At 65.9% G+C, this 26,735-nt stretch carries 22 protein-coding genes; 7 read left to right on the top strand and 15 right to left on the bottom strand.

The genetic code is table 11. The features are described from left to right. Positions 1–39: 39 nt before the first annotated feature. A complete protein-coding gene (locus tag J2T21_RS04810) occupies positions 40–915 on the top strand; it encodes a sigma-70 family RNA polymerase sigma factor (RefSeq protein ID WP_307579032.1) in 876 nt (291 codons plus the stop codon). 132 nt (positions 916–1,047) lie between these two features. Further along, positions 1,048–1,491: a UPF0158 family protein gene (locus tag J2T21_RS04805; protein WP_307579030.1), complete on the top strand. Its 444-nt coding sequence runs from the start codon at positions 1,048–1,050 to the stop codon at positions 1,489–1,491. Positions 1,492–1,569: 78 nt separating this feature from the next. Here the strand turns inward: J2T21_RS04805 and J2T21_RS04800 are convergent, their stop codons facing one another. From J2T21_RS04800 to J2T21_RS04785, 4 genes are read right to left on the bottom strand one after another with little or no spacing between them, the layout of a single operon-like run. Continuing rightward, positions 1,570–2,406, bottom strand: coding sequence for an MBL fold metallo-hydrolase (locus tag J2T21_RS04800; RefSeq protein WP_307579028.1), 837 nt, complete (start codon positions 2,404–2,406; stop codon positions 1,570–1,572). A gap of 31 nt (positions 2,407–2,437) precedes the next feature. Continuing rightward, positions 2,438–3,205 carry an amino acid ABC transporter ATP-binding protein gene (locus J2T21_RS04795; protein ID WP_307579026.1) on the bottom strand — a complete coding sequence of 256 codons (768 nt, stop codon included), beginning with the start codon at positions 3,203–3,205 and terminating at the stop codon, positions 2,438–2,440. A gap of 2 nt (positions 3,206–3,207) precedes the next feature. Further along, positions 3,208–4,092, bottom strand: a complete 885-nt coding sequence (locus J2T21_RS04790; RefSeq protein ID WP_307579024.1) for an amino acid ABC transporter permease — start codon at positions 4,090–4,092, stop codon at positions 3,208–3,210. Beyond that, positions 4,089–5,000: an ABC transporter substrate-binding protein gene (locus J2T21_RS04785; protein ID WP_307579022.1), complete on the bottom strand. Its 912-nt coding sequence runs from the start codon at positions 4,998–5,000 to the stop codon at positions 4,089–4,091. The genes J2T21_RS04790 and J2T21_RS04785 overlap by 4 nt, the downstream gene beginning before the upstream one ends. A gap of 132 nt (positions 5,001–5,132) precedes the next feature. On the opposite strand from J2T21_RS04785, the gene J2T21_RS04780 reads away from it, so the two are divergent. Further along, on the top strand, positions 5,133–5,894 hold the full coding sequence (locus tag J2T21_RS04780) for an IclR family transcriptional regulator domain-containing protein (RefSeq protein ID WP_307579020.1): 762 nt from the start codon (positions 5,133–5,135) through the stop codon (positions 5,892–5,894). A gap of 162 nt (positions 5,895–6,056) precedes the next feature. Here J2T21_RS04780 and J2T21_RS04775 read toward each other — a convergent pair whose 3' ends face one another. The 5 genes from J2T21_RS04775 to J2T21_RS04755 all read right to left on the bottom strand — a co-directional run bounded on the left by J2T21_RS04775 (position 6,057) and on the right by J2T21_RS04755 (position 13,923). Then, positions 6,057–7,505, bottom strand: a complete 1,449-nt coding sequence (locus J2T21_RS04775; RefSeq protein WP_307579018.1) for an SLC13 family permease — start codon at positions 7,503–7,505, stop codon at positions 6,057–6,059. Between the two features lie 11 nt (positions 7,506–7,516). Beyond that, positions 7,517–8,632 carry a PrpF domain-containing protein gene (locus J2T21_RS04770; RefSeq protein WP_307579016.1) on the bottom strand — a complete coding sequence of 372 codons (1,116 nt, stop codon included), beginning with the start codon at positions 8,630–8,632 and terminating at the stop codon, positions 7,517–7,519. A gap of 434 nt (positions 8,633–9,066) precedes the next feature. Then, entirely contained in the window at positions 9,067–9,441 is a 375-nt protein-coding gene (locus J2T21_RS04765; protein ID WP_307579014.1) for a universal stress protein, read from the bottom strand. Positions 9,442–9,464: 23 nt separating this feature from the next. After that, positions 9,465–11,573 carry a tripartite tricarboxylate transporter permease gene (locus J2T21_RS04760; RefSeq protein ID WP_307579013.1) on the bottom strand — a complete coding sequence of 703 codons (2,109 nt, stop codon included), beginning with the start codon at positions 11,571–11,573 and terminating at the stop codon, positions 9,465–9,467. A 10-nt stretch (positions 11,574–11,583) separates the two neighbouring features. Beyond that, positions 11,584–13,923, bottom strand: a complete 2,340-nt coding sequence (locus tag J2T21_RS04755; protein WP_307579011.1) for a PrpF domain-containing protein — start codon at positions 13,921–13,923, stop codon at positions 11,584–11,586. Positions 13,924–14,195: 272 nt separating this feature from the next. Here J2T21_RS04755 and J2T21_RS04750 point away from each other — a divergent pair, with 272 nt between their 5' ends. Beyond that, positions 14,196–15,146 carry a LysR family transcriptional regulator gene (locus tag J2T21_RS04750; protein WP_307579009.1) on the top strand — a complete coding sequence of 317 codons (951 nt, stop codon included), beginning with the start codon at positions 14,196–14,198 and terminating at the stop codon, positions 15,144–15,146. Between the two features lie 127 nt (positions 15,147–15,273). Here the strand turns inward: J2T21_RS04750 and J2T21_RS04745 are convergent, their stop codons facing one another. Then, positions 15,274–15,423 (bottom strand): hypothetical protein, encoded by a 150-nt coding sequence (locus J2T21_RS04745; RefSeq protein ID WP_307579007.1) that lies wholly within the window; start codon positions 15,421–15,423, stop codon positions 15,274–15,276. Positions 15,424–15,748: 325 nt separating this feature from the next. Here J2T21_RS04745 and J2T21_RS04740 point away from each other — a divergent pair, with 325 nt between their 5' ends. Next, positions 15,749–18,241 carry a DUF5129 domain-containing protein gene (locus tag J2T21_RS04740; RefSeq protein ID WP_307579005.1) on the top strand — a complete coding sequence of 831 codons (2,493 nt, stop codon included), beginning with the start codon at positions 15,749–15,751 and terminating at the stop codon, positions 18,239–18,241. 158 nt (positions 18,242–18,399) lie between these two features. Here the strand turns inward: J2T21_RS04740 and J2T21_RS04735 are convergent, their stop codons facing one another. From J2T21_RS04735 to J2T21_RS04715, 5 genes are read right to left on the bottom strand one after another with little or no spacing between them, the layout of a single operon-like run. Continuing rightward, on the bottom strand, positions 18,400–19,479 hold the full coding sequence (locus J2T21_RS04735) for an ABC transporter ATP-binding protein (protein WP_307579003.1): 1,080 nt from the start codon (positions 19,477–19,479) through the stop codon (positions 18,400–18,402). Continuing rightward, positions 19,476–20,552 carry an ABC transporter ATP-binding protein gene (locus J2T21_RS04730; RefSeq protein WP_307579001.1) on the bottom strand — a complete coding sequence of 359 codons (1,077 nt, stop codon included), beginning with the start codon at positions 20,550–20,552 and terminating at the stop codon, positions 19,476–19,478. Before J2T21_RS04730 ends, J2T21_RS04735 begins: the two co-directional genes overlap by 4 nt. Continuing rightward, positions 20,552–21,526, bottom strand: coding sequence for an ABC transporter permease (locus J2T21_RS04725; protein WP_307578999.1), 975 nt, complete (start codon positions 21,524–21,526; stop codon positions 20,552–20,554). The genes J2T21_RS04730 and J2T21_RS04725 overlap by 1 nt, the downstream gene beginning before the upstream one ends. An 8-nt stretch (positions 21,527–21,534) precedes the next feature. Beyond that, a complete protein-coding gene (locus J2T21_RS04720) occupies positions 21,535–22,554 on the bottom strand; it encodes an ABC transporter permease (protein WP_307578998.1) in 1,020 nt (339 codons plus the stop codon). A 60-nt stretch (positions 22,555–22,614) separates the two neighbouring features. Next, positions 22,615–24,216 (bottom strand): ABC transporter substrate-binding protein, encoded by a 1,602-nt coding sequence (locus J2T21_RS04715; RefSeq protein ID WP_307578997.1) that lies wholly within the window; start codon positions 24,214–24,216, stop codon positions 22,615–22,617. A 286-nt stretch (positions 24,217–24,502) separates the two neighbouring features. Between J2T21_RS04715 and J2T21_RS04710 the strand changes: the two genes are divergently transcribed. Together J2T21_RS04710 and J2T21_RS04705 are read left to right on the top strand one after the other, a co-directional pair. Continuing rightward, positions 24,503–25,495, top strand: coding sequence for a 2-hydroxyacid dehydrogenase (locus J2T21_RS04710; protein WP_307578995.1), 993 nt, complete (start codon positions 24,503–24,505; stop codon positions 25,493–25,495). A gap of 374 nt (positions 25,496–25,869) precedes the next feature. Beyond that, positions 25,870–26,490, top strand: a complete 621-nt coding sequence (locus J2T21_RS04705; protein WP_307578993.1) for a hypothetical protein — start codon at positions 25,870–25,872, stop codon at positions 26,488–26,490. Positions 26,491–26,735 lie beyond the last annotated feature (245 nt).

The following is a 26,735-nucleotide window of genomic DNA, read 5'->3' as shown; positions in this document are numbered from 1 at the left end:
TCGTCGGTATGATGACGGTCAAGAGGACAAGGAATTGACATGACAGTGAAAGAAGATCTCGCCGCCCGCTTCGAGCGGTCCCGTCCGCGGCTGCTGTCCATCGCCAACCGGCTGCTCTCCTCTGACGCCGATGCCCAGGACGCGGTGCAGGAATCGTGGCTGCGCCTGGAGCGCAGCGATGCCGGGGCGATCGTGAACCTTGAGGCTTGGCTGACAACGGTGGTCTCCCGGGTGAGCCTGGACATGTTGCGGGCTCCCCGCCCCTCGCGCGAATATTCCTGGCAGGTCGAGCCGTGGCGTGATGAACCGGTTGCCCTGGGTGGTGACCCGGCGGAAGAAGCCGAGCGCGGCGACCAGGTGGGCGTGGCCCTGCTGGTTGTCCTCGAGACCCTCAGCCCCGCCGAGCGGGTGGCCTTCATCCTGCACGATGTCTTCGGACAGCCTTTTGACCAGGTGGCCGAGGTGCTGGGGAAATCGGTTCCGGCGTCCCGGCAGCTGGCCTCCCGTGCCCGCCGGCACTTGCGCGGAGCCCCCGATCCCGCACGGCCCGGACCGCACCGTACGCGCGAGCTCGTGGACGCTTGGCTGGTTGCGGCGCAGCAGGGAAACTTTACGGCGCTGCTGGGTCTGTTGGACGAATCCGCGGTGCTGCGCGTCGACTACGGCACCGGCCACCGCGTGGTCGAAGGATCGGCCGCCATCGCGGAGCAGGCGGTGCTCTCGGCGCGGCTTGCCGCCCACTCGACACCGATCCTGGTCGATGGGCGTCCCGGCGTGGCCGCGGTGCTTCACGGACAGGTCGTGTCCATCATGGCGTTCACTTTTCGGGAGGGCAGGATCACCGGCCTCGACGTCCTGGCGGATCCCGGCCGACTGGGCCACCTGGAGGTCGGTGGCCTGGGTGGTGGGCAGTAGCGCCGGAGGCATCGATGCCCTGGTTCGGACCTGCGCCATGCGGGCGGGTTTATGTCCCTTGCAGATCTTGCGCGTACACGGCCCAGGCGCAAGGCTGAAAGGGAACAGTGCACCGACGCGCGGCAAGGAAGCATGATGCTAAAACTCGAGAATCTTAATCTGGAAGAAATTGCCTGGGCGATGCAGAACGACCGCTCAACTGGCCACGAGTACTACCTCAACCTCGATACCGGGGAGGTCATTGTGCCGGGGCTCGACGAAGATCTCACCGAGGATGAAATCGAAGAGGGAAACTACGCTTCCGTCGATCCCCTCGAATCCTACGAGTCCTATCGGCACATGGAGGACTTCACCGTGGGTCTTCCCGACGGCGAGGCACGGAGGAAGCTGGAACAGGCGCTGGTCCGCAGCAAGCCCTTCCGGCATTTCAGGGACGCCCTCGAATACTTCCCCAAGGAACGCGAGGACTGGTTCACGTTCAAGAACGAAGCCATGAACCAGGTCGTGATCGAGTGGCTGGTCGGCATCAAGGCCATCGAGGATCCCGGGCACGGCGCTGATTCACAAAGCCCATAGGTTGCCCCAGGCCGGAGCCGTAGACGGTGGCCGACTCCGGCTGCAAACACGGGACCGCAACGCACCATGCGCTGTGCCCTAGATGACCATGAGGTCCTTGCCGGCCACGATCTTCCCGCCGAAACCCGCACGTGCATCTGCAAGCCAGATCTCCTCGGGGACCGCCGGGCTGCCCGGCACGAAGTGCGAGAGCACCAACTGCCCGACGCCGGCCTGTTCGGCAATGCCGCCGACGTCCGTGGAGGAAGTGTGGGAATTGATGAGGTGTTCGCGCAGCCGGGCCCCGTTGGAACGCTTGAGCAGCGGGTCGATGCTTGGGATGTGCATGACCTCGTGCACCAGCACATCCGCCCCCCGGGCCAGCTCAATGAGGCTTTCGCACGGGGTGGTGTCGCCGGAAATGACGTAGGAGCGGTCCTCGGTGTCCACCCGGTAGGCCAGGGCCGGGATCGGCGGGTGGTTGACCCACGCCGCGGTGATCCGCACGCGGTCGTCCTCGTAGACCACGCCGGGGTCCACCACGTCCTTGGCGGTGACCATGGCGGCGAAATCGGGGCGGCCCTCGTCGACCTTGCGGATCTGGACATCGGTGTCGGCGTAGGCCAGGAAGGATTCCCAGATCTTCGACCAGGGCGCCGGGCCGAAGGTTTCCACCGGGCCCTGCAGGTTGGCGCACCAGGCCAGGTGCAGCAGCGTCCCGGCATCGGCGTTGTGGTCCGAGTGGTGGTGGGTGATTCCCATGGCCCGGATCGAATCGAAGGGCAGTTTCGCGAAGGCCATTTGCCGTGCGATCCCGTTTCCCGCGTCGATGATGTAGGTGGCGTCCCCCACCACAATCGCGTTGCAGGCGGCATTGCGCTCGGACTTGGGGGTGGGTCCGCCGCCGGTGCCCAGCAGGACGAGTGAGCTTTTCACGTGATGTCTTCCTTCTTCTTGGTTCCGGGTCTCAGCGCACGTGGCGCAGGAAGTCCCTGGTGCGTTCCTGTTGCGGGTTGTCAAAGATCTCCGCCGGTGTCCCGGATTCGATGATGATCCCGGCATCCATGACGACCACGGAGTCGGCCACTTCGCGGGCGAAGGACATTTCGTGGGTCACCACGATCATGGTCATCCCGCCGGCGGCCAGGTCCTTCATCACCTTGAGCACCTCGCCGACCAGCTCGGGGTCCAGGGCGGAAGTCGGCTCGTCGAAGAGCATGACCTTGGGTTCCATGGCCAGGGCCCGGGCGATCGCCACGCGCTGCTGCTGCCCGCCGGAGAGGGATGAGGGGTAGGCGTTGCGCTTGTCGGCCAGCCCGACCTTCTCCAGCAGTTCCAGGGCCCGTACGGTGGCCTTGGCCTTGGAGGTTTTCTTCAGCAGGCTCGGGGCCAGGGTGATGTTTTGCAGCACGGTGTAGTGCGGGAACAGGTTGAAGTGCTGGAACACCATGCCGATGTCCTGGCGCTGCCGGTCCACCGTGGTCCGCGGGCGCTGGTGCATCTGCCCGTTGCGTTCCTCGTAGGCCAGGGTGGTGCCGTCCATGGTGATGCGGCCGGCGTCGATGGATTCGAGGTGGTTGATGCAGCGCAGCAGCGTGGATTTGCCGGAGCCGGAGGGGCCCAGCAGGCAGGCCACCGTGCCCTCGGGCACCTGGAGGCTCACCCCCTTGAGCACATGGTGGCTGGCGTAGAACTTGTGGACCTCGGAGATGTCCAGCAATGTGGTCGGTGCCATGATCAGATCGATACCCTTCTCTGGCCGCGCTCAAGGCGGTGTTCGAGGATGGACTGGCCGATGGTCGCGATCCCGGTGACCAGCAGGTACCAGGCGGAGGCGATCACCAGCAGTTCGAGCGTGCGCAGGTTGGTGGCCGCGATGTTCTGGGCCTCGGTCAGCAGGTCGCCACCGGCGATCACCGAGACCAGCGAGGTCATCTTGATCATGGTCACGAATTGGCTGCCGGCCGGTGGCAGGATCACCCGCATGGCCTGGGGCAGGATGACCTTGGACATGGTGTGCCGCGAGCCCAGGCCCAGGGCGGTGGCGGCCTCGCGCTGGCCCTGGTCCACCGAGCGCAGGCCCGAACGGATGACCTCACCCATGTAGGCGGCCTCGTTGATGGCCAGCGCCAGGATCGAGGCGATGAACGGGGTGACCAGGTCGTTCATATCCCAGCCGGCCCAGACCTCGGCGTGGTTGAACGGGTTCACGATGTCCACCCGCGACCAGAAGAGCGCCAGGTTGCCCATGAACAGGATCAGCACCAGCAGCGGGATGCTGCGGATCAACGCGACATATCCGAAGCCGATGGCCCGCAGCACGGGGTTGTGGGACAGCCGCATCACGGCGACCAGGTAGCCGCCCACTGTGCCGATCACCATGGCGATGACCGCCAGCACGATGGTGTTCTTCACGCCGGTGAGGATCGACTCGGCGGTGAGGTACTTCAGGATGGTGCCGTGGTCCAGGGCCGGGTTGAGCCAGAGGTTCAGCGCACCCCACACCACCACGGCGGCGGCCAGCAGCCCGAAGACGATGCGCCAGGGGTGGCGCTTGGCAGCCACCCGGTCGGTGGCCCCGGCCAGTGCGGTCTGGCGTTGGGACAGCAATGCGTTGGTCATTTGGTTTCCTTTGCGGGTGCGTCCAGGGCGAGGTCCTCGGTGCGCCATTCCTTCAGGATCGCGGCGATGGTGCCGTCGGCCTGCATCAGGTCCAGGGCCGACTGGATCGAGTCGTGGACTTCGCGGTTGCCCTTGGAGGTGATGATCCCGATGGGCTGCAGCTGGTAGGTCGCCTCGCCGCCCATTTCGAAGACGGAGCGGGTGGCTTCCTGTTCGGAGATGTAGCGCATCACCGGGGTGTTGCCCAGGAAGGCCGCGTCGCGGCCCGCCTGCACCGAAAGCCGGGCGTCGCCCGGAGCGCCGTACTGGTTGATTTCCACCGGCTTCTTGCCCTCGGCCACGCATTTCGTGCTGGTTTCCTCGGCCAGATCAAGCTGGACCCCGCCGCGGACGATGGCCACGGGTAGGCCGCAGAGGTCCGCCGCCGAGTTGATGTCATGCGGGTTGCCGCGGCGCACCAGCGGGGAGGTCGCCTGGTTCATGTAGTTGGCGAAGTCCACGGCGGCCCGGCGCTTGTCGGTGTCGCCGATCAAATCCATGCCCGCGTCCACCTGTCCGGACTGCACGGCGGGGATCAGCCCGGCGAAGGGGAACTGCTTCCATTCGATCTTCACGCCCAGGCGCTTGCCGACCTCGTCGGCGATGTCCTTGTTGATGCCCTGGATCTTGTTGCCGCCCTCGCGCTGGAAGATCAGCGGCGGGGAGGCGAGCTGGGATCCGATGACCAGCGTCCCCCGGTCGCGCACCGATTCCGGGAGCTCGACGATTTGGGTATGTGCTTCGACCTGTTCCGCGCCCGCCTCGTTGGCGGAGGCACCGGGACGCAGGACCACGCAGCCGCCCAGTGCCAGGGTCGCAGCCAGGCACAGCGAGACGGATGCGGTGACCGTGAACAATTTGCGGCGCATCTCTTCACCTTTCGGTTTCGTTGTGCGAAAATGATATTCGCTACACGAAACAGTATTGGTGTGACGCAGCTCTCCCGTCAAGGGTTGTGTCCCCCGAGATCGCGACTATTAAGCCACTTGAAGGACAACACCATGGATGCAGGGTCCCCCCGCAACGAGTACGTCCAGGCGTTCGAACGCGGATTGGCGGTGATTTCCGCATTTGACGGTTCCCCACTGACCCTCTCCGAGGTTGCCGAGCGGGTGGGCATGTCCCCCGCGGCCGCCCGGCGCTACCTAAGCACGCTGACCGAGCTGGGGTACTTCACCCACCACGGTGGACGCTTTTCGGCCCAGGCCAAGCTGCTCGAGCTCTCGGATCCCTTCCTGGCCGCAAACGACCCCACGCTGCGGGCCCGTCCCGTCCTGGAGGAACTGACCCGCCGCATCAACGAGACCAGCACGCTCACCCTGCTCAAGGGCCAGGAGGTGCTCAACGTCCTGGACATCCAAACGGACCACGAGCTGGCCATCCAGGTCCAGCGCGGCCGGCTGCTGCCGGCCTATTGCACGGCCATGGGCCGGGCCATGCTCTCCCTGCTCCCGGGCGACGGCGCCACCAGGCTGCTGGAGGCAACGGCGCCCGAACCCCGCACGAAGCACACGCTAACCGACCCCGGGCAGATCCTGAAACAGGTCCAGCTGGCCCGGACACGCGGATATGCATTGGTGGAGGAGGAGCACACCGCCGGGATCCGGACGATGTCCATGGCCTTTGAGCTTCCCCGCGGACAGCTGGCCGCCTTCAGCGCCCCAACCCCGATGGCACGCGAGTCCCGGCAGGAATATGTTGCCCGCGTCGAGGAACCGCTGCGCGACGCGGTGCGGGCCATGACGGGCGCCGCCGCGCCCTAGCACGGCGATTTCATGAAGCAGTTGCCATTGGCTAGAAGTTAAACCACCTTCTCCTTCAGAGGACTCTCACCTCCAAGCAAATGTCCATGCTGGGCGTACACGAAGAGTAGGCAGGCGCCCGGTCTCGGGCTCCTGCCTACTCGTCGACATTGACTCGGGTGTTTACATGATCCCGGTGGGGACCAGCAATGCCCAGGCCAGTGCGGGGGCCACCAGGACGATCCCACCTGCGTAGTACATCAGCTGCTTGTAGACGCGCTGGCGGTCATCTTCCCTCGCGTTGGCAACCACCAGGGCGCCGGCGGTGGAGAAGGGTGAAACGTCCACGACGGTTGCGGCGATCGCGATGGCCGCGACCGTGCCGGAGGCGCTCAGCGAGCTCACTGCCAGCAGCGGACCGGCCAGCGGGATGAACGCTGCCAGCAGGGCGGTGGAGGAGGCGAAGGCCGAGCCGACGCCGATCACGTAACACAGCACCAGCGCGATCAGGATGGGTGCGCCCAGGGCCAGGGCCTTGTGGGCCAGGGTGTCGATGACGCCAACATGCGTGAGCAGCGAGACGTAGGTGATCATGCCCGCCACCAGCAGCACGGTCGACCAGGAGATCCCGGCGACGAACTTTTGCTGCGCCTTGATGTTAAAAAGGGCCAGCAGCAAGCCGGCGGTCAGGGCGACAAAGCCGATGGGCAGACCGAAGCCCAGGGCGCAAACGAGCATCGCGCCGATCAGCAGGAGCGTGAAGATCTGCTGTCCCCGGGGACGGATGCTGGCCGCAGCTTCCTCGGCGATGTGCTTGATGCCGTCGCCGTCGCGCAGCTTGCCCAGGAGTGCGAACACCACGAGGGTCAGCACGGAAAGAATGAGGTTGATGACGAAGCTGGCGACAAAGAGTGCACCGGGAGAGATCGGGAAGCCGTTTTCCAGGGCAATGTCGTGCACCAGCACGCCGGCCACGGACAGCGGCGAGAATCCGCCGGCGTGGGCGCCGTTGATGATGAAGGCGCCCATGAGCACCGGATGGATCCGGGATTCGTAGGCGAAGCCGATGGCGGCGGGGGCCAGCAGGGCCACCGCGGCCGGGGAGAAGGTGCCCAGGGAGGTCAGTGCGGCGGCGACCAGGAAGAACACCCATGGCAGCAGCATCGTCTTGCCGCGCACCATGCGCACGCAGCTGCGGACGATGATGTCGATGGTCCCGTTGTGCTGGGCCATGCTGAAGAAGTAGGTGACGCCGATGATGGTCAGCACGATGCTGGCCGGGAAGTCCGCCAGGATCTCCTTGTCGCTCATGCCGAGCATGAAGTAGCCGACGCCAAAGGAGGCGACCAGCCCCATCACGCCGATGTTCACGGGCCATTTCGTCGCAACGATAAACATCACGACGAGGATGACCAGGGGGATGATCTGCGTGGAAGTCATGGGCGGCTCCGAATCAGCGGCGGCCGCCGGGGAGAAAATGGCACGCCCCATGACGAGGGCGAGCAGACCGAGGAATGCGATCGCGGCAACCGCAATAAGCATGACACGGCGGTTGCGGTCCGGTCGCACGGATGACGGCGCGCGAACGTCGGCCTCGGCCGGCGGGGCGGGCTTCAATGCTGTCTTGGTCATGGTGTGGCTCCTCAGTAACTGGCGCTTGCTAGTGAGGCTTCGGCGGCGCTGCCGATGGCCTCGGGGAGGTGAATGGTGGCACTGGCGATGGTGCGGGCCGTTCGGTCGACGCCGACCAGCAGCGAACCGTCTCGCTCCTCGCTCCACGTCTCGATCACGCCCGCGGGGGTGCGCAGCCGCAACGTGGCATGCGGCGTGGTGCCGGTGATGTCGCTCAGCACGGTTCCGGGGGTCCGTGCGGCAAGAGTCAGTGCAATGCTTCCGGTAATGGCCAGCGCCGGGTGGGGTTTGCCCATCGAGAGCATCATGACGTTCACGTCGCAATTCGCGTCGGAGGCCGGGGCACCGACGATCGCGACCTTGGGGATGGCCCGGGCGGCCTCGGAGGAGGTGGCCGCGAGCCCCATGAGCACGGCTGCCTGCCGGCGGATTTTTTCCAGGGTGTCCAGTTGCAGTTCGACTCCGCCGACCCACGTGTCGTACCGGGCAACGTCCAATCCCAGGTCCTCGGCACGGACGATGACCACGGGGGCTCCCGCGTCCACCATGGACACGGTCCACTGTGTTCCGTCAGCGGTGAGCGAGTCGTTGGCCGCGCCCGAGGGCAGCAGGCTTCCCGTGGTCATGCCCGCCGGATCCCGGAATCCGAGTCCGACCTTGTACCCGGGAAACACGACGCCGGGCATGTGCGCATCCGGGACGATGGGCAGGGCCCCTCCGGGGGTGGGCACCCGCTGGATAATGACCTGCCCGGTGTTCGTGTTGCGGGTGGTGATCCGGGTTGCGTCTGTCTGCGGGAGCACCCACCCCTTCTCGATTGCATACAGCCCCACGACCGCGGAGCAATTTCCGCAGTTGCTTCCCCAGTCCACCGTGGCCTCTTCGATGCCGACCTGGGCAAAGGTGAATTCCACATCGATCTCGGGATCGGATGACCGGTGGAGGATCACCGCCTTGCTGGTTGTCGAGGTTGCCCCGCCGACGCCGTCAATCTGTCGCTGGTCGGGGCTGCCGAACATCCGCGGAAGCAGTTCATCCAAACCGGTTGTGGTCGTGTCCAGGTGATCGGTTTCGAAGACCCAGCATTTGCTGGTACCTCCGCGCATCCACTCAGCTTGTATCTTCATTGCAATTCCTACATCTCGTCGTGCCGCTCATATGAGCCGGGTCATATGAGCCGGGCGTCACAAAACCATAGGCTGGATCACAAATGAAGACCATGTGAATCTGATGAAGGGGTATGTAGCTTTGCTTCATACACTGATAACTCAACACAAAGGAGCTCGCGTTCGGACTGATATCGAGAATAGCGGTGGCTCATTGTCGCTAATGCGCACCAAGATTCCAGAGAATGAACCAAAAGTACACATAGTTGAAGCGTTGCTTATCTGCGGACCGACCCACGGGGTCCGTGTCCCTCGTCACGTTCATGGATGTGGCGCACCGCGGGGACGGGAAACCGGGCGCGCCGAAGGAAAAGGTCCGTCCGGCAGCTGCCGGACGGACCTCCCTATCCCCAACGACGGCTAGCTCTGCCGATGTGTCGTTGGGAGCCTGGTGTTTAGACTGCCTTCAAGGTGAGAACCGGGCAGTCTGCCTCGATGAGGATTCGCTGGGCGTGGCTGCCCATGATCAGCTTCCCCACCCTGGACCGGCGCCGCAGTCCGAGGACGATCAGGGTGGCGTTGAGTTCCTGCTGGGTCTGCAGGACCAGGTCGGCTGCATCATGGATGGATGGTGACGGCGGCAGCACCCTGACACGGGACGTCCCGGTGCCGGTGAGGTCAAGCCCGCTGGCTTCGGTCCCGATGCCGGATCCGTTGCTGTCGATGTTGACGACCACCAGTTCCTCCCCCAGCCGGGACGATTCCTGGTGGGCCCTCGCAACGGCGGCGTGCCCCTCGGGGGTGTTGGTGTAGCAAGCCACGATGGCCATGTTCTTCTCCTTCTTGAAAGAGGTCAGGAAACGAGCTGGCCGAGCCAGCCCTGGGGCAGGTCGATGGGCAGCAGGGTTGGCAGCAACATCAACACCAGGAAGAGGATGCCGGTATAGATCACCGTGGTCTTGATCCGCGCCCTGGCCACGATGAGCAGGAAGGCCGGGACGAAGATCATCACCGCGGCGAGGTATCCCAAAACGGCGGTCAGCACCAGGAATCCGGCCATCCACGCGAAGGTCTTGAATGCGAAGGGCGTGTCCGCACTCGGCTTTGCCGAGTCCACCGCCGTCGCCGTGGCGAGGTGCTGCGGTGAACTTCCCGGCGAGGACGCTCCCTGCGCGAGGACAGCGACACCCCCTGGGGTGGCATCGTCGCCCGGCAATCTTCCACCACCATCCGCGCCCACCGGCTGAAGCGAGCGCTTCTTGCTCCACACCCGGATTTCCTGGACCAGCAGCGCCACCGTGAGCAGGAGGCCGCCCCACCCGACCAGTTGCGGCACCAACCGCGCCTCGGAGGAGAACTGCGAGGACAGGGCAATGGAACCGATGAAAACGATGAGGGCGCCGACGCCCGCACCGAGCGACCACGAGCTGTTTTTCAACGGCGCATCGGCGTCTGCAGCGGACTCAAAGCTCGCATCGTCGTCATTGTCCAGGCTGCGACGGGCACGGAACCACTTGAAGATGTTCCAGAGGCTCGGCAACACCAGGATCGCGATGAAGACCATGGTCCCCGGGCGCAGCATCCATTCGAAGCCCTCGTAGAGGCTGTCGGTCAAGAAGTAGTAGCGCTCCAGGGGAATGGCCAGCACGAAGCCGATGAGGAACGGTGCGCGGGGGAAGCCCGTGGACTTCAGGACCCAGCCGGCAACGCCGAGCAGGACCATGACCCACAGGTCGCCGAGCTGGCCGCCTTCCTGGAAGGCGCCCAGGAGCATGATGGCGATGAGTCCGGCGGAAAGCACCGCGAACGGGACCTTGGTGAGGGAAGAGAGCGGACGGACGGCCAGGAAGCAGAACAACGCGCCGAGCACCGAGGCGATCGCGAACGACCAGACGATCAGGTACATCAGGTCAAGGTGCTCGTTGATGATGGCCGGGCCCGGCTGGATGCCGTAGGTCAGCAGCATTCCCAGGAGCATGGCCGAGGGCACGCCGCCGGGAATGCCGAAGAGCAGGGTCGGGATCAGGTCGCCGGCCTCGACGGAGTTGTTGGCGCTTTCCGGTCCGACGATTCCGCGGGGGTCGCCCTTGCCGAATTTGCGCTTGTCCTTGGCGGTGGCCACGGCCTGGCCGTAGGCCAGCCAGGTTCCCGCGGTGGCCCCGACGCCGGGGAGGATGCCGGCCCAGATGCCGATCAGTGATCCGCGGATGACCTGGGACCAGTGGGTGAACCATTCACGGATGCCCGAGCCCCAACCACCGGTGACCTCAATAGGTGCGTCCTCGCCGCGGCGCTGGCTGGCCCGCGAGGCAATCTCGGCCAGGCCGAAGATGCCCAGGGCCACGGCGACCAGTGAGAGCCCGTCGCCAAGGAAGAGGCTGCCGAAGGTGAAGCGTTCCTCGGCCGTGGTGGGTGAGGTGCCCATCATGCCGAGCAGCAGGCCGAGCATGCCGGCCACGAGTCCCTTGACGACGTTGCCGCGGGAGAGCACGGCCGCGAGGGCCACGCCGAGAACCGTGAGCATGAACAGCTCGGGGCTGGCGAAGGAGAGGACCAACGGACGTGCCAGCGGGATGGCGAGCGTGAGGCCCACCGCACCGATGACACCGCCGGCCATGGAGGAAAGGAACGCCAGGCTCAACGCGCGTTTTGCCTGGCCCTTCCGCGCCATGGAGTAGCCGTCGAGCATGGTGACGGAGGCCGATGCCGACCCCGGGGCACCCAGCAGCACGGCCGAGACGGTGTCCGAGGTATGGACGACGGCCAGCGCACCGATGAGCAGGGCCAGCGCGGAGGCGGGTTCCATGCCGAAGGTGACGGGCAGGAGGATGGCGACGGCACCGGTGCCGCCGAGTCCCGGGATGAGACCCATGACCAGTCCCGCCACGACTCCGATGAGGAGCATTAACAGCAACGAGGGGTCCGCCAGGGAGGCCAGTGCGGCCATGGCTGATTCGAGCATGATGGGTCCCTTACTCGACAGTGATGTCGTAGGTGTCGTGCAGCAGGCGCTGCACATATTGGCGGGTGCTGTCGGTCACCGTGTAGGCCTCGGCGACACGCTGCGGAAGCTGTGCGTCCGCACTGATCGGATAGCCACCCAGGATCGTGTCGGCCTTGTCGTTGAACGCGGCGTCCTCGGACATCTTGTGGGCGGATTCGCGCAGCAGTTCCACGGCCTTGTCGGGGGTTCCCGCCGGGGCCCACAGTCCCTTTTGGTAGGTGTAGGTCAGGCCCAGAAGCGTCTTGTAGGCCTCGAGCTTCTCCCCGGCCGGTTCGGTTCCATGGATTTCCTTGTAGGCCTCCACGACGGTGAGGACATCGGGGAAGTTCGGGTCCCTGGCGACGTTGCCCTGGGCGTCAAGCTGTCCGAAGGACATCAGCACGGTGGCCTTGTCCTCCTCGACGATGCCCTTCACTGCCGAAGCGTAGGAGCTGGTGGTCGTGTAGTCGATGTCCACCTCTCCGCGCTGGAGCGCCAGGTTGACCGGGCCGCGGCCCTCGAACCCGAACGTGGCGGTGGTCTCGGCCTCCAGCAGGTCGAAGGCCACCAACGTGGTCAGGTCCAGTCCGGTGGCGCTGATGCCGCCGAAGACCAGCGGCTTGTCACGATCCACCAGGTCGGACAGGCCCTGGACGCCGGCGCCGGTGCCGGTGCGGCCGTAGATGACCCCGCCGGTGCCGTTGACCAGGATGGGCGTGAGCTCGTCGAAGGAGTACTTCACCGCATCGCGGCCGAGCACCCACGGAACAACGGTGCTGGCGGTGCTGACCAGCAACTCCGTGCCGTTGTCACGCGCGGAGCTCGCGAAGTGGTTCGAACCGGTGATCCCCTCGCCACCGGACTCGTTCGTCGGGGCGAACCCGGGGACGCCGGGGATGAAGTGCACCATCTCCGAACCGATGAAGCGTGCCCAGGTATCGGTGCCGCCCCCCTCGGCCAACGGAATGGTGAGCGCGATCGTCTCGCCGGCAAAGTCGCCGTCCTCGGTGGTTGCCGGCGGATTCAACAGGCTTCCGCCGAAGATGGTGGTGCCCAGGCCGATCGCGGCAAAAAGTCCGACGGCCGAGAGCACCGAGCGCCGCGCGTGCCGTGGCGGATCGGGAAGCGGGACGTGCCGTGTCAGCGGTGCCTCGACGTCGAGCTCGGGCTCTGGAGGGGTGGGCATGATGTACTCCTTCGATGTGGACAGGGCGGCCGGTGCGTCGGATCCGCGGGCGGGAATGGGCAGGGAGGCCCGGGCCAGCATCCGGGCGGTGCGCGTGGAGCCGACGACGTCGCTGCCGTCGATGGTGCGCCGCCAGGTGGACACGACGCCCGCCGGGGTGCGGATCCCCAGCTCGTCCCCCGCCGGGGCGGCGAGGGCGCGAAAGACGACGGTGTCCGGCGTACCGGCGGCAATGGTCAGCCCCACGCTGCCGGTGATGGCCAGGGCGGGGTGCGGATTGCCCATCGAGAGCATCATGATCTGCACGGCGGCACCCTCGGACGGATCTGCCGACGCATCGACGGGACCGGCGATGGCCAACTTCGGGACGGCCCGCGGGGCGTCCCCGGGCGTTTCGGCCAATCCCATGGCCACGGCGCCGGCCCGGCGGATCCCCTCGAGGCGCTCCAGCTCGGGAAGGACCTCCAGCTGCCAGCCGGCAAACGGGATCCCGGCAAGTCCGGCGGTTGCCGGGGAAACGATCACCAGCGGGGCCCCGGCGTCCAACAACGTGGCTTCGACCCTCTGGCCCGCCACCTCCAGGAAATCAACGGCGTTGCCGGTTGGCAGGAGGGTTCCGGTGGTGCGCCCGGCCGGGTCGACGAATCCGAGACCGACCGCGGTGCCCGGGAACGGAACACCCGGGATGCGGGTGTCCAGTTGCGGGTCCCAGCGGCCGTCCGGGGTGGAGACTCGCTGCAGGATCCGCTGGCCGGTGTTGGTGTTGCGGGTCCGCACGAGCGTCTCGCCCGGTTGGGCCTGGACCCATCCCTGGTCCAACGCGTACGGGGCCACGACGGCCGAGCAATTGCCGCAGTTGCTCCCCCAATCGACGGTGCCTTCGTCGATGCCGACCTGGGCGAATGTGTAGTCCACGTCCACGTCGGGATCGGACGAGGGCGAAAGGATGACGGCCTTGCTGGTCGTCGAGGTGCCGCCGCCCACGCCGTCGACCTGCCGGGGATCCGGGCTGCCGTAGAGGCGCAGCAGGGTTTGGTCGAGCGTGTAGCCGGGGACATCGAGAAGCTGGCGCTCAAAGACCCAGCATTTGCTGGTTCCTCCCCGCATCCACACCGCGGACACCATATGGGTCGTGGTTTTCATCTGCCGTCCAAATCGATACGAGTGGAGCGCCGGTGTGATGACCGGCACATGTTCAGTACCCAATAGTGGGCCGCATGTGCTTGAATTACTATGTGCAATAAATGTTGGATCCTGTAGGAACGCTTCATTCGGCGCATCCATCTGGATGCAACCGCCATCGGGTCCCCCGAGCATGCGGGCTGCGATTCCTCTCGCGGGGCGAACCATGGCACCCTTCAAGCTAAACTCGGCACAACTACATGGATATGAAGCACTGCTACAAGGAGATGACGATGCTGGATGTAAAGAGACTCCAGGTTTTGCTGCGAGTCGTTGAAACGGGCTCGGTGAGCGCCGCCGCCGACGAGCTCTTCTACACGCCTTCGGCCGTCTCCCAGCAGCTGCGGAAACTGGAGGAGGAAGTCGGCCAGCCGTTGCTGCGGCGCCGCTCGCGCGGAATGGTCCCCACGGACGCGGGCCACGTGCTCGCCGGCCATGCCCGGACGATCCTGCACCAGATGGACGCGGCGATGGCCGACCTGGCCCAACTGGCCAGCGTGGGCGGGGGCAGTCTCAACCTGGGCACCTTCCCCACCCTGGGGGGCTCGTTCCTGCCCCTGGTCATCAGCCGGTTCCGCAGCCAGTACCCGGCGATCAAGCTGAATGTGACCAGCAGCCGCCTGGACGGCCTGCTCGAACTGCTGGCACGCGGGGAATTGGGCCTCAGCCTGCTGTGGGAGTACGCATGGAACCCCCTGGACCCCAAGAAATTCGACCTCCTGCCGGTATTCGAGGAGCCGACTGTGCTCCTGGTCGGAGCGGAGCACGCGCTGGCGCAGCGGGGCGAGGTGTCAATGGCGGAGCTCGGCGCGGAGCAGTGGATCGTGCGGGCACACAACCATCCGGTGGGCGAGGTCCTGCAGCGCTCGGCCAACGCCGCCGGATTCTCCCCGCGCATCTCCTTCCAGGCCAACGACTACCAGGAGGCCCAGGCCATGGTCAGCGTCGGACTGGGCATCGCCTTGGCGCCCCTGAGTGCTGTCGTGATCAAGCACCCCGGGGTCCAGGTCCTGCGCCTGGGTGACAGTGCCCCGTCCCGGCGGGTCCTACTGGCGCAACGTCACGACCGTGTGCGTGCACCGGCCGAGGTGGCATTCCAGGCCTTGCTCCTTCGCGTTGCGGAGGAATGGGAGCATGACTTCGTTTTGCCGGCGGACACGGAAGCCGGGCAAGCACAGCAATAGGCGCCCGCCTTCCCGCGGTTCCCCCACGACATCCCCGTCGGCCGAAAGAGGCCCCGCCTTTGGCCGACCGGAGGGCACGCACCGTGGCAGCGTCGGCAAGTCTCCGAGCCGCCCTGGGATGTTCGGGCTACCCGAAGGGCGGGAAACCCCGTCCGGGAACCAAGGGTTCCACGGCCGCGGCGACGCGGAACGCCATTGCCTCGTCAAAGGGGTGCCCGACGTGGGCGAAGGTCGTTTCGGTGATCCGCGCGGTGGTCCACGGCATTTCAACCGGCACAACCGCAGCTCCCGCGGCTTCCGGTGCCCGTCGGCGCGCACCTCCCCGTTCCGTTCGCTGGCGAAGTCGGAGGAAAGCGTTGGCCGGGTGACATTCAGTACGGCCGGCGCCGCTGTCATGTTCTCCCGCCGGGCCACCGCTCCGAAGCAGCGCAGCTGCACCAGCGTGAAGGATGTGCCCATGACAGCATGATGGTCCCGCAGGGTGCCCTGCCGTCGGCAGGCTACCGGGAGGCGGGCAATACTACCCAAGGCCACACAAACAGGCGGCGGCCAATGCGGCTTCGGGGACGCCGTTAGTCAATAGACGTTAGAATCAGGTCGATGTGCCACCTACCGATTCAAGCGAGCCGATGACCCGCCAATTGATCCATGCCAGACGCAAACCACGCTTCGGCCTTCCGTGGCTGGCCATGCTGTTGGGAATCGGCACCATCGTCTTCGCCGGAACCGGAATCCACGCCGTCACCGAGCGGCCTGCGGCACCAGTGGAAATCATCGTGGACGGTGAACATCCCTGGAACATCTCCCAGGCCACCGTCGACGCGGTGGTCACCGAGCCGATCCTCGCGTGGCGACCGCTGACGATCAGGGTCACCAACCGCCTGCTCAGCTACGACGAGCTCCAGGGAAAGACGGATCCGGGCGCCGACGTCATCCTGAGCACCGCGATCGTCGACGACACCAAGGACTTCGGCAAGGATGCACGCTTCACGGGTGTCGGCATCTACCCGGAGCTGGCCGATCGCCAGGAGCATTCGGCCAGCCGGTTCGCAATCCACAAGGCCTACATGGGCAACCTGGGTCTGGGCCACGGACCGACGGCGATCGCCGCCACCGCGCAGCGGGCGGCGGAGGTTCTCGACGACGGTCCCGTCCGAACCCCCGTGTTCTGGGTGGCGGGCACGGCGTTCGGGCTTCTGCTCACCATGCTTGGCCTCGGCTATTCCCTGTCCCGGCGCATGCGCAGGGAATCACGCTTTCGCCGGCTCACGGCCGCCCAGCGCCAGCTTGCCCGCGTGGTTCTCGACCTCGAGGCCTTGGAAGTCACCTATCAGGCCACGGAGAAGGCCGACCGGCCGGCGGGGTTCAACGCCGCCTGGAACAAGATACGCACCTCTTCCCTGGATTTGGCGCGTACCGAGGATGCCGTGATCGACGCGGTCCATGCGTCCAGGGATGCGTTGAAGCCACGCACCGAAACCCTCCTTGCGGAATTCGAGGCGGGCGCCCGTAGCCTTGCGGCCTCCGCGGACGCCTTGATGGGTGCGGGATCGGTGCTTGGCCGGTCCGTCAACAGCGGGCGGACCCTCGACCGGCTGGCCGCGCCGCTGGCCTTTGCCACGCGTGAATTGCTGGCACGCCTGCACGCCGCTCCCCCGGGCGCCGTGGCCCCAAGGCGTATCCGCCGGCTCGAAAGCGCGCTTGCCACGCTGCTCACCGCCGGCACCACGGAGCAGGATCCTGCAGCGGCCGTGCGGGCCTGGGAGAAGGCCGAGCACGCACTGGAGCGCAGCGCAACGATCGTCAACAGGTCGCTGCGCCGCAAACGTGAAGGCCGGGTCCGAGGCACCGCTCCTGTCCGCGATGACTTGTCAACGTTGCGTGCGGGCATGGGGCTTTCGCCCCGTGGCTCGCTGCGGGCGCTGCATGTCTTGGACGGCGCCAACGCCGCGTCCAAGGCGCTGTTCGGCCCGTTGCCGGAAGCCATGGGATACCGGGAGCCCGCCGCCCCGCGCCGCCGCTGGAAATTGTCGCTGCCGCGCATTCGCCACCGGGGAGCGTGGATCGGCATCGGTGCCGTGATTATGGTGGTGTCGCTCATCGCCGGCGGCGTGGCCAGCGACAAGCTGACGATGCGACCCTCGTGGACGCTGGAGGGTACCCAGCCTCTGCGTTCCCTGGCCATTGACGGACACTCCGCGGTGATCACCGAAGCAGGAATCCGCAAATACCTGGAGGACAAGTTCACCGAGCAGGTAGATGTCACCCTCGCCGTGCGCGATGCGAAGGAATACCTGCAGGTACGCCCCGAGCCGGACACGGACGACGAAGCCACCAGACAGAAGATCGATCCAACGGTGCTGGTCGATGCCTTGTGGAAAATCAAGGGCGAACTCCCGGCCCTGGTCGATCCCACCACTGGCGAGCTTTTCCCCGACCAAAACATCATCCCCGTGTGGACCTTCCCCGACGGGACAGTGACCATACCGGTCCAGATCACCGGCGCGGTGGGACTGGGCGGCAACAGCAGGCTGGTCGACACCTCATGGAAGTACGGCAGCTACTACGTCTCGACCTACCCCGAGATCAAGGTCGCCAACAGCATCGAGGAACTCGCCCGCGGCTTGCAGGGCAACGGTTTCACGAAGCAACCGCTCAACGAATCACTGCTCTACTGGCTGCTGACGCTGACCTTTGCCCTCGCGCTGATCACTCTCACCCAGGTCGTCGCCTACGGCGGCACCGTCTCGATGCGGCTGGGCCGTTTTGGGCGCAACGCCAAGACGCTGCGCAGGCTGCGCCGCCGGTTGGACGACCTTGCGCTCGGCTTGGATGATTCACGGCTCAACACCGTTGCGGTGCTTGGCGCCGGCCCGGCGGCCAGCAGCGCGGACGCCGACCAGCGGATCTTTGAACGGGCCCTGGCCGTGGCCTGGCGGATGGCTGACGACCTCGCTGCCCGTCCGCTGTCCCAGCGGCTCGGCGCCGATTACCTGCAGCAGATCGACAAGTTGCAGAACCTGGTGGACAAGCTGGGCATACGCGACGCCCAGGCCCGGCGCCGCACCCATGAATTGCTCGATGCCGCGAGGTAGGGAAGTTCCGGCTTGGCGCCTGGGCCACGCCCAGTTGGGGTGGAACGGCCTACCCGAGACCCGGCGCTGGACCTCTGCCCTGCCACGCGGTTGGCAGGTGCGTTGGCCGCACCCATGAACCATCGGGTGCGGCCACGGCTGCCATCCGCTCAAGTTTCCTACCCGGCCGGCACCAACCCGGCCTCGGCCGGGGTGGAGACCGGGAAGTGGCATTCGGCCACGTGCACCGACTGGCCGGGCCCGATGGCAGGGATGCCCAGGGAGACCGTCCCGTCCGCATTGCGGCCGGCGGCTTCGGGTGGCAGGGAGGCGCAGATGTCTTGGGCCTTCCAGCAGCGGGTGCGAAACCTGCAGCCGCTGGGCGGATCCAGCGGCGAGGGCAGCTCACCATTCAGCACAATCCGCTTGGCCGGGCGCATCGCCGGGTCCAGCTTCGGCGAGGCGGACATCAACGCGGCGGTGTAGGGATGCAGCGGCCGGTCAAAGACGTCCTCGGTGACGCCCGATTCGATGATGCGGCCCAGGTACATCACCGCGACCCGATCGGTCACGTGGCGGACCACCGACAAATCGTGGGAGATGAAGATGTAGCTGACGCCCAGCTGCTGCTGCAGTTCGTTGAGCAGGTTCAGCACCTGCGCCTGCACCGAGAGGTCCAGCGCGGAAACCGGCTCATCCAGGATGACCAGGTCCGGATCCAGCGCCAGGGCGCGGGCGATGCCGATGCGTTGGCGCTGCCCGCCGGAGAACTCCTGCGGGGTTTTGTGCGCGTCGGTGCTGCGCAACCCCACCAGGTCAAGCAGCTCGTTGAGCCGCTTGCTCCGGGCCGCCGTGCCGCGGTGCAGGTCCTTGTGCGTGGCGAAGGGTTCGGAGATGATCTGCCCGGCGGTCATCCGCGCGTTCAGCGAGGCGAAGGGGTCCTGGAAGACCATCTGCACCCGCCGGCGCCAGGCCAGCAGCTCCTTGCCCTTGAGCGCAAACGGGTCCTGCCCGTCGAAGCGCACCGTGCCGGAGTCCGGGGTCTCGAGCATCATCAGGGTGCGGGCGAGCGTGGACTTGCCGCAGCCCGACTCCCCCACCAGGCCCAGGGTCTCCCCCTTGCCCACCGACAGGGAGATCCCGTCAAGGGCCTTCAGTTTCCGCGAGCCCCCGGATCCGGCCGAGACGGTGAAGGACTTGGAGAGGTCCTGGACCTCAAGGACGTTGTGCCGGGTGGATTCGGCGATGTTGGTGCTCATGGGGTTTCCTCATGCTGTGTCGAGGCAACGGCCTGGCCTGCCGGTGCCGTGGCCGGATCCGCGCGCAGGGATTCGGAGAAGTGGCAGGCGGAGAACTGGTTCTCCCCGCTCGGGCGCAGTTCGGGGCGGACCTCGCGGCAGATCGCCGCGGCCATGGGGCAGCGGTCCGCATAGACGCAGCCGGCGGGGATATTCTTGAGCTCCGGCGGACTGCCGGGGATCGAGGACAGGTCATCCCCGCGCACCGCGTGGGTGGGAACCGATTCGAGCAGGCCCTTGGTGTAGGGGTGGGTGGGGGTGGAGAACACCGTGGCCACCGGCCCGCTTTCGACCACGTTGCCGGCGTACATGATGCAGACGTCGTCGGCTTCCTCGGCGACCACCGCGAGGTCGTGGGTGATCAGCACGACGGCCATGTCCTCTTCCTCGCGCAGCCGGCGCAGCAGCTCCATGATCTGCGCCTGCACCGTGACATCCAGCGCCGTGGTCGGCTCATCGGCGATCAGCAGCCGCGGGCCCAGGGCCACGGCCATGGCGATGAGGATGCGCTGGCGCATGCCGCCGGAGAACTGGTGGGGGTAGGCCGAGACCCGCACCTCGGGCTCGGGGATGCCGACCCGGCGCATCAGCTCGATGGCCTGGGCGCGGGCCTGCTTCTTGTTCATGCCGCGGTGGATCCGGAAGGCCTCCCCGAGCTGCGTGCCGACGGTGTAGACGGGGTTCAGCGCGGTCAGCGCGTCCTGGAAGACGATGCCCAGGCCCGGGCCGGCGACCTCGCGCCGCTGCCGGGGGCTCATGGAGTTCAGGTCCCGCCCCTCGAGCTGAACGGTTCCCCCGGCGACCGAGGCCACCGGGTCCAGCAGGCCGGCGATGGCCTTGGCCGTCATCGACTTTCCGCAGCCGGATTCGCCCAGCAGCGCCAGGGTCTGGCCCTGGTAGGCGGTGAAGGAAACGTTGCCGACCACCCGCACGGTGCCGGAGGGGGTGCGGATGTCCACGTCCAGCCCGTCAACGGCCAATACGGCCTTGGCGGTGGATGTGTCCCGGGTTTGGCGATCAAGTACTTCCATCATCACTTTGCCTCCTTCGATGCGGTCTTGGATGCCGTGCGTGCCGGCTTCTGCAGGGTCAGGCGCCAGCGCTGGGCCGGATCCGTGGCAATGCGCAGCCAGGCGGCCAGCATGTTCGCCGCGATCGCGGTGATGACGATGGCCAGGCCCGGCAGGATCGAGAGCCACCAGGCGGTCTGCAGGTATTGGCGGCCCTGGGCCACCATCAGCCCCCAGCTCACATCCGGGGGCTGGATGCCGATGCCCAGGAAGGACAGCGAGGATTCGGCGAGCATCACGTAGCAGAACTCCAGCGTGGCCAGCGTCAGCAGGGTCGGGGTGACCACCGGGATCACGTGCATCGCGATGATCGAGTTGGGCTTGGTGCCGAAGGTCCGCGCCGCGTCCACGAAGGTGCGCGACTGCAGCTCGGCGGATTCGGCCCGGGCGGTGCGCATGTAGATCGGGATGCGGGTCACGGCCAGGATCAGCACGATGTTGGCCACCGAGGGGCTGAAGACATAGAGGACCACGACGGCCAGCAGCAGGGAGGGGAAGGACATGATGATGTCGGCGATGCGCATGGAGATGTTTTCGCGCTTGCCCCGGTGGTATCCGGCCCAGACTCCCCAGAGGGAGCCGATGAACAGGGCCACGGCAACGGCGGGCACCGCGACCAGCAGGGTCGTGCGGGTGGCGACGATGAGGCGGGCGAGCACCGAGCGGCCCAGCGAATCCGAGCCCAGGAAGTACGCCCACCCGTTTTCCGGATTGAAGGGAGATTTGTTCATGAACATCAGGTTCTGCTTGGTGGCCAGTTCACCCATCAGCACGGGCCCGAAGATCGCGGTAAGGACCACCAGGCCCAGGATCACCGCGCCGACGGAAGCGAACTTGTCGCGCAGCAGCATGGCGAACATGCTCGGTCCGCCCAGCGCCGCCTTCGTGGGCCGTGTGGAGCGTTTGCCCTGCACCGGGGCGTTCATTGTCTGTGTCATGTCTCTTCCTAGACGTTCGCGCCGGCGGCGGCGGGGACGGGGGTCTCGTTCGGTGCGGCCGGTGGGCTGTCGATTGACGCCGTGCGCGCCTTGCGGCGGGCCCGGGCCCCGGCGGTGGGACGGACCCGCGGGTCAAGCAGCGCGTATCCCACATCGATCACGATGTTCAGCACGAAGATGGCCAGGGCCGTGAGCAGCACGCAGGCCTGGAGGACCGCGAAGTCGCGCTGCAGGATCGAGTCGATCATCAGCTTGCCGATGCCCGGCCAGCCGAAGATGGTCTCGACGACCACTGCACCGTTGATCAGCCCGACCGTGAGGTCCCCGGCGACCGTCAGGGCCGGGGCCGCGGCGTTGCGCAGGGCGTGGGAGGTGACCACGCGGTATTCGGTGGCGCCCTTGGAGCGGGCGAGCTTGATATAGGGCTCGGACAGGGAGGTGACCATGGCCCCGCGGATGACCTGGACCAGCGCCCCGAAGGGCCGCATCACCAGTGTCGCCACCGGCAGCACCCAGGCCGCGGCGCCCATGACCCCGGAGGTGGGCAGCCAGCCCAGGTAGATGGCGAAGACCCAGATGCCCACGATCGCCAGCCAGAAGTCGGGAATCGAGGCCGCGGCCATGGAGACGAAGGACGCGAAGCGGTCCAGCACCCCGTTGGGTTTCAGGGCGGCCGCGGAGCCCACGATGATCGCCAGCACGATGGCGATCACCATGGTCATCGCGGCCAGTTGCAGCGTGGCCGGGAAGGCGCGCAGCGCCATGGCTGCGGCGTCCTCCCCGGTGCGCAGCGAGGTTCCGAAGTCCAGCCGGAGCAGGCCCCCGAAGTAGTCGGCCATCTGGATGATGACCGGCTGGTCCAGTCCGTTCTTGGCAATGAAGTCGGCGCGCATGGCCTCGGTGGCGTTCAGCGGCAGGTAGAGGCTTGCCGGGTTGCCGGTCATCCGGGCCAGGGCGAAGACCCCCACCACCACGACCACCAGCGGCAGTGCGGAGGAGATGATCCTTTTACGCAGATAGGTGAGCATGATCCTTGGTGCTTTCCGTCGATTTCTTGGTTGCCTTGCGTGCGGACTGGAGCGAGCGGCCTACTTGGCCGTGGTGACCTCGGCCAGGCGCAGTTCGTCGCCCGAGGAGGAGTTCGGCGTGTATCCCACGGTCTTGGCGATGCCGAGCATGCCGGTCTGGTGGGCGATGTGGGCGAACTGGACGACGTTGTCGTTCTGGTAGGAGAAGACCTTCTCGAAGGCTCCCTGGCGGTCCTCGCCGGTGGCAGCGTCCGCTTCTGCGATGAGCTTGTCGAGCTCCGGGGTGCCGAAGGCGGACTGGGCGCCCTTGGTCGTCATGTACTGGTCCACAGTGAAGGCCGCGTCGCCGGCCTGGTTGCCGTGCTGGGTCATCAGCATGATGGCGCCCTCGTCATCGGTGGGGAACGGGCGGACCTGATAGGTCAGGTGCTGGCTGGTCTCGAGCATCTTCAGCTTCACGTTCAGCCCGGCCTGCGTCAGCTGTTCCTGCAGCACCTGGCCCAGTTCCTCGATCTTGGGGAACTGCGCGGTGCGCACGATCATGCTGATCTGCGCGGAGGTGTCCACCCCGTCGGCCTTGGCCTCGTCCACCAGGGACTTGGCCTTTTCCGGGTCGTAGGGCCAGACGGCCAGCGAGTCGCTGTGCCCCACGACGCCCTCGGGCACCAGCTGGGCTGCTGCCTTGTCGCGTCCGCCATAGAGCGAGGCGACGATGGCTTCCTTGTCGATGGCGTAGTTCACGGCCTGGCGAACCCGGATGTCGGTGAACGGGGCCTTGTCGGCGTGCATGCGCAGGGCGACGGTCTCGTTGTTGGGGTAGGAGACGCCCAGGTCCCCGATGTTGTCTTCCGGGCTCAGGCCGGTGGCAATGTCCGCCTCGCCGGAGGTGATCATGGCGGCGCGGACGCTGCCCTCGCTACGCCACTGGTAGTTGGCCTTCGGGAAGGCGGGGGCCTCGCCCCAGTAGTCGGCGAAGGCGGAGACATCGATGCGCTGCCCGGCTTCCCATTTGTCCAGCTTGTAGGGCCCGGTGCCGATCGGTTCGCGCACCTTTTCGGTCTTCGAGGTTTCGGAGGGCACGACCTCCAGGAAGGAGAGGCGCAGCGGGAGGATCGGGTCGGCCTTGGGTGCGGTGACCGTCAGCGTGGTGGCGTCAACGACCTTGAGCTTCAGGTCGTCGTCGCCGAAGACGTAGCCCTCGACGTTGCAGCCGAGCTTGCCGTTGACCGCGCGATCGATGGTGGCAGCGGCATCCTCGGCGGTGAATTCGGAGCCGTCGTGGAATTTCACGCCCTCGCGCAGCTTCAGGGTCCATGTGGTGTCGTCGCTGCTGGTCCATTCGGTGGCGAGCTTGGGCTCGAGCTCACCGGTGGTGGGGTTGCGTTCGATCAACGGCTCGGTGATGGTCGAGCGCACCACCACGCCGGTGCTGGTGAGGTTCGATTCGCAGGCCTCGAGGGTCGGCGGTTCCTGCTGCAGGACCACGCGCAGGGTGTCGCCGGCGGCCGGTCCACCGGCCCCGGAGGATCCGGTGGCGCCTTCGGAGTTGGCCACGGAGCAGCCTGCGAGCACGGTGGTGCCCAGCAGGGCGCCGGCAGCCACGGCCATCGAGAGTCGTCGGGTGCGGGTCACGGGGGTCCCGGGCTTGTTGGCAAAAAACATCGTTGTTTCCTCTGGGAGTGAGCGAATGAGATGAGTTCGAACGACCTGGAGGAGCAAGCGATCTGCCGGTCGTGTTTGAACAGCTTCGGCGGCACCGGCGCAACCCGTCAAGGGCCAACAACCGCATGAAGACGCGGTTGCCGACGCATACGGACCCAAGCACCCGGGGCAAGGATTGTGACTTCCGCTACATCCCGCGGCTGTCGGCCTATCAATGCCTCAACGGTATTGATCCATGCAATCTCCGTGTTGGACGCGCATCCTTGCCGCTTCCTAGGATTCAGGTATGTCAACAGAAACCAGCGCCATCACGCGGCGCGATCCCAGCCCCATTTCCGGGAACGCCATCCTGCGCGTCGGCCCGGTCAACCCAACGGTCGCTCAGGCGCTGGTGGACGATTACGACTCGCTGGTACTGCCGGAAGCGGGCCCGGCCCGCGATCAATTCCTGAACGAGCACGGCGAAGCGATCCGCATCGCGGTGTGCTCCGGGAAGATCGGCGTGGACACCGAACTCATGAAGCGCCTGCCAAACCTCGAAGCCATCGTGAACTTCGGTGTCGGCTACGACGCCTCCGACGTCGCACAGGCGAACGAGCGCAACATCCCGATCAGCAACACCCCGGACGTCCTCACCGACTGCGTCGCCGACACCGCGCTGGGCCTCTACCTGAACACCCTGCGCTCGCTGGGCGCAGCCGAGCGCTTCGTGCGCGCCGGAACCTGGGCCACCGGCACGAACTTCCCGCTGGCCACCCGCGCCAGTTCCAAGCGCGTGGGAATCCTGGGCCTAGGCCGCATCGGCGCGGCAATCGCCAAGCGCCTTGAGGCCTTCGGCTGCGAAATCCACTATCACAACCGCTCGGAAATCAGCGGCAGCCCGTACACGTACCACCCCTCTGCCGCCGCACTGGCTGAGGCCACCGACGTGCTCGTCGTGGCCGCTGCGGGCGGCCCGGCCTCCGCCGGACTGGTTGACGCGAACGTCCTGGAGGCGATCGGCCCGAAAGGGTTCCTGATCAACATTGCCCGTGGCAGCGTGGTTGACGAGCCGGCCCTGGTCGCGGCCCTGCAGAGCGGCACCATCGCAGGTGCCGGGCTGGACGTATTCGTCAACGAGCCCCACGCTCCCGAAGAGCTCTTCGCGCTGGAGAACGTGGTCCTGCTGCCGCACCTGGGCAGCGGCACGCACGAGACCCGCGCGGACATGGCAGCGCTTGTGCTGGATAACCTGCGCAGCTACATCGACTCGGGGAAGCTCATCACGCCCGTCTCGTAGGCAGCCAGAACGCTTGTGGCCCGTCCGGTGATCCGGGCGGGCCACAATGCGTCGCGTTGGAGACACCACAACCGTGCACGGTCCGACCGTACCGTGAGCAGAAAAGCACTGCCTGCGAATCCCAGTTGGAGACTTCCAAGTTAAATGAAGAAGGTCTGGTTTCGCAAAGGAAACCAAACCTTCCACAATCCTGTGACGGAGAGACCTGCCTCCGCTTTCATTAGCTACTCTACAGAGCATGAATCCCGCTGTCCAACACCTATCTCCGCTGTTCGAGGCCGCCATTATGGCGATTTCCGACGACAGATTTGGCTCCTACCTTCGGGCCGCCGGGGGGGAACCGAAGCAAGGGGTTACATCTCTATCACTGGAACATGCGCGCTTCTGCCGCCATTTACGAGACATTGCACATCGTCGAGATCGCACTTCGCAACACGATAGATGAACAATTTTCGATCTGGAACCAGACCCAAACCAATCGCACGACGGGCGAGAGGCGATCCGCACATTGGCTATTGGACCCAGCTCCACTTCTGGAACGCATCGTTCGAAAAGACAAGATTGCAGAAGCGACCGAACGGGCTCGCAAGCACATACAACGGCGCCGCGTTAGCCACAGGTCAGGCCAAACTCCAGAACACTGCGACATCCTGGCACAGCTTATGTTTGGCACTTGGCGATTCGCCCTTAAGGCACCAGCCGGGCGTCGCCCCGACCCGGGAAGCGCCCTGCTGTGGAGGGATGTACTCCCCAACGCGTTTCCCAACATGACCCGGACACCGCGAGAACTCGTTGTCGACGTCACTCGAATCTACGAGGCTCGAAACCGAATCGCCCACCTAGAACCAATGCTCGATAGCCAGCAGGTTCAAGAGGTTTACGACGCAGTGGAACGAGTTCTTGGTGACATCGGCGCGTTTCTACCTTCGTGGCTCAGGAACCAAGAAACCATATCTGAAGCCTTGGCAAAGCACCCCCTCTATCCAATTCCCTGATCATCGCATTCAAGACATCCCGAATCGCCATTGGTTGCGGAAGACCGCCATAGGTTCGCAGGACTCCAGAAAAAATCCATACCCGGACCCACTGACACCCGAGCCTTCTCGGTGCTCCACAGGTACCGCATGGTTGTCAGTTGAATGCGGAAAATCCACGGTTGAAAGGCCTTGCCCGAAATCACTTGTATTACAAGTGTTGAACTTATACGATAAGTTGTGTTCGCTGACACAATCCCGCCTTT

The sequence above is a fragment of the Paeniglutamicibacter psychrophenolicus genome (assembly GCF_030812255.1).
Classification (GTDB): Bacteria; Actinomycetota; Actinomycetes; order Actinomycetales; family Micrococcaceae; genus Paeniglutamicibacter; species Paeniglutamicibacter psychrophenolicus_A.
This window is presented reverse-complemented; position numbering and strand designations above follow the sequence as displayed.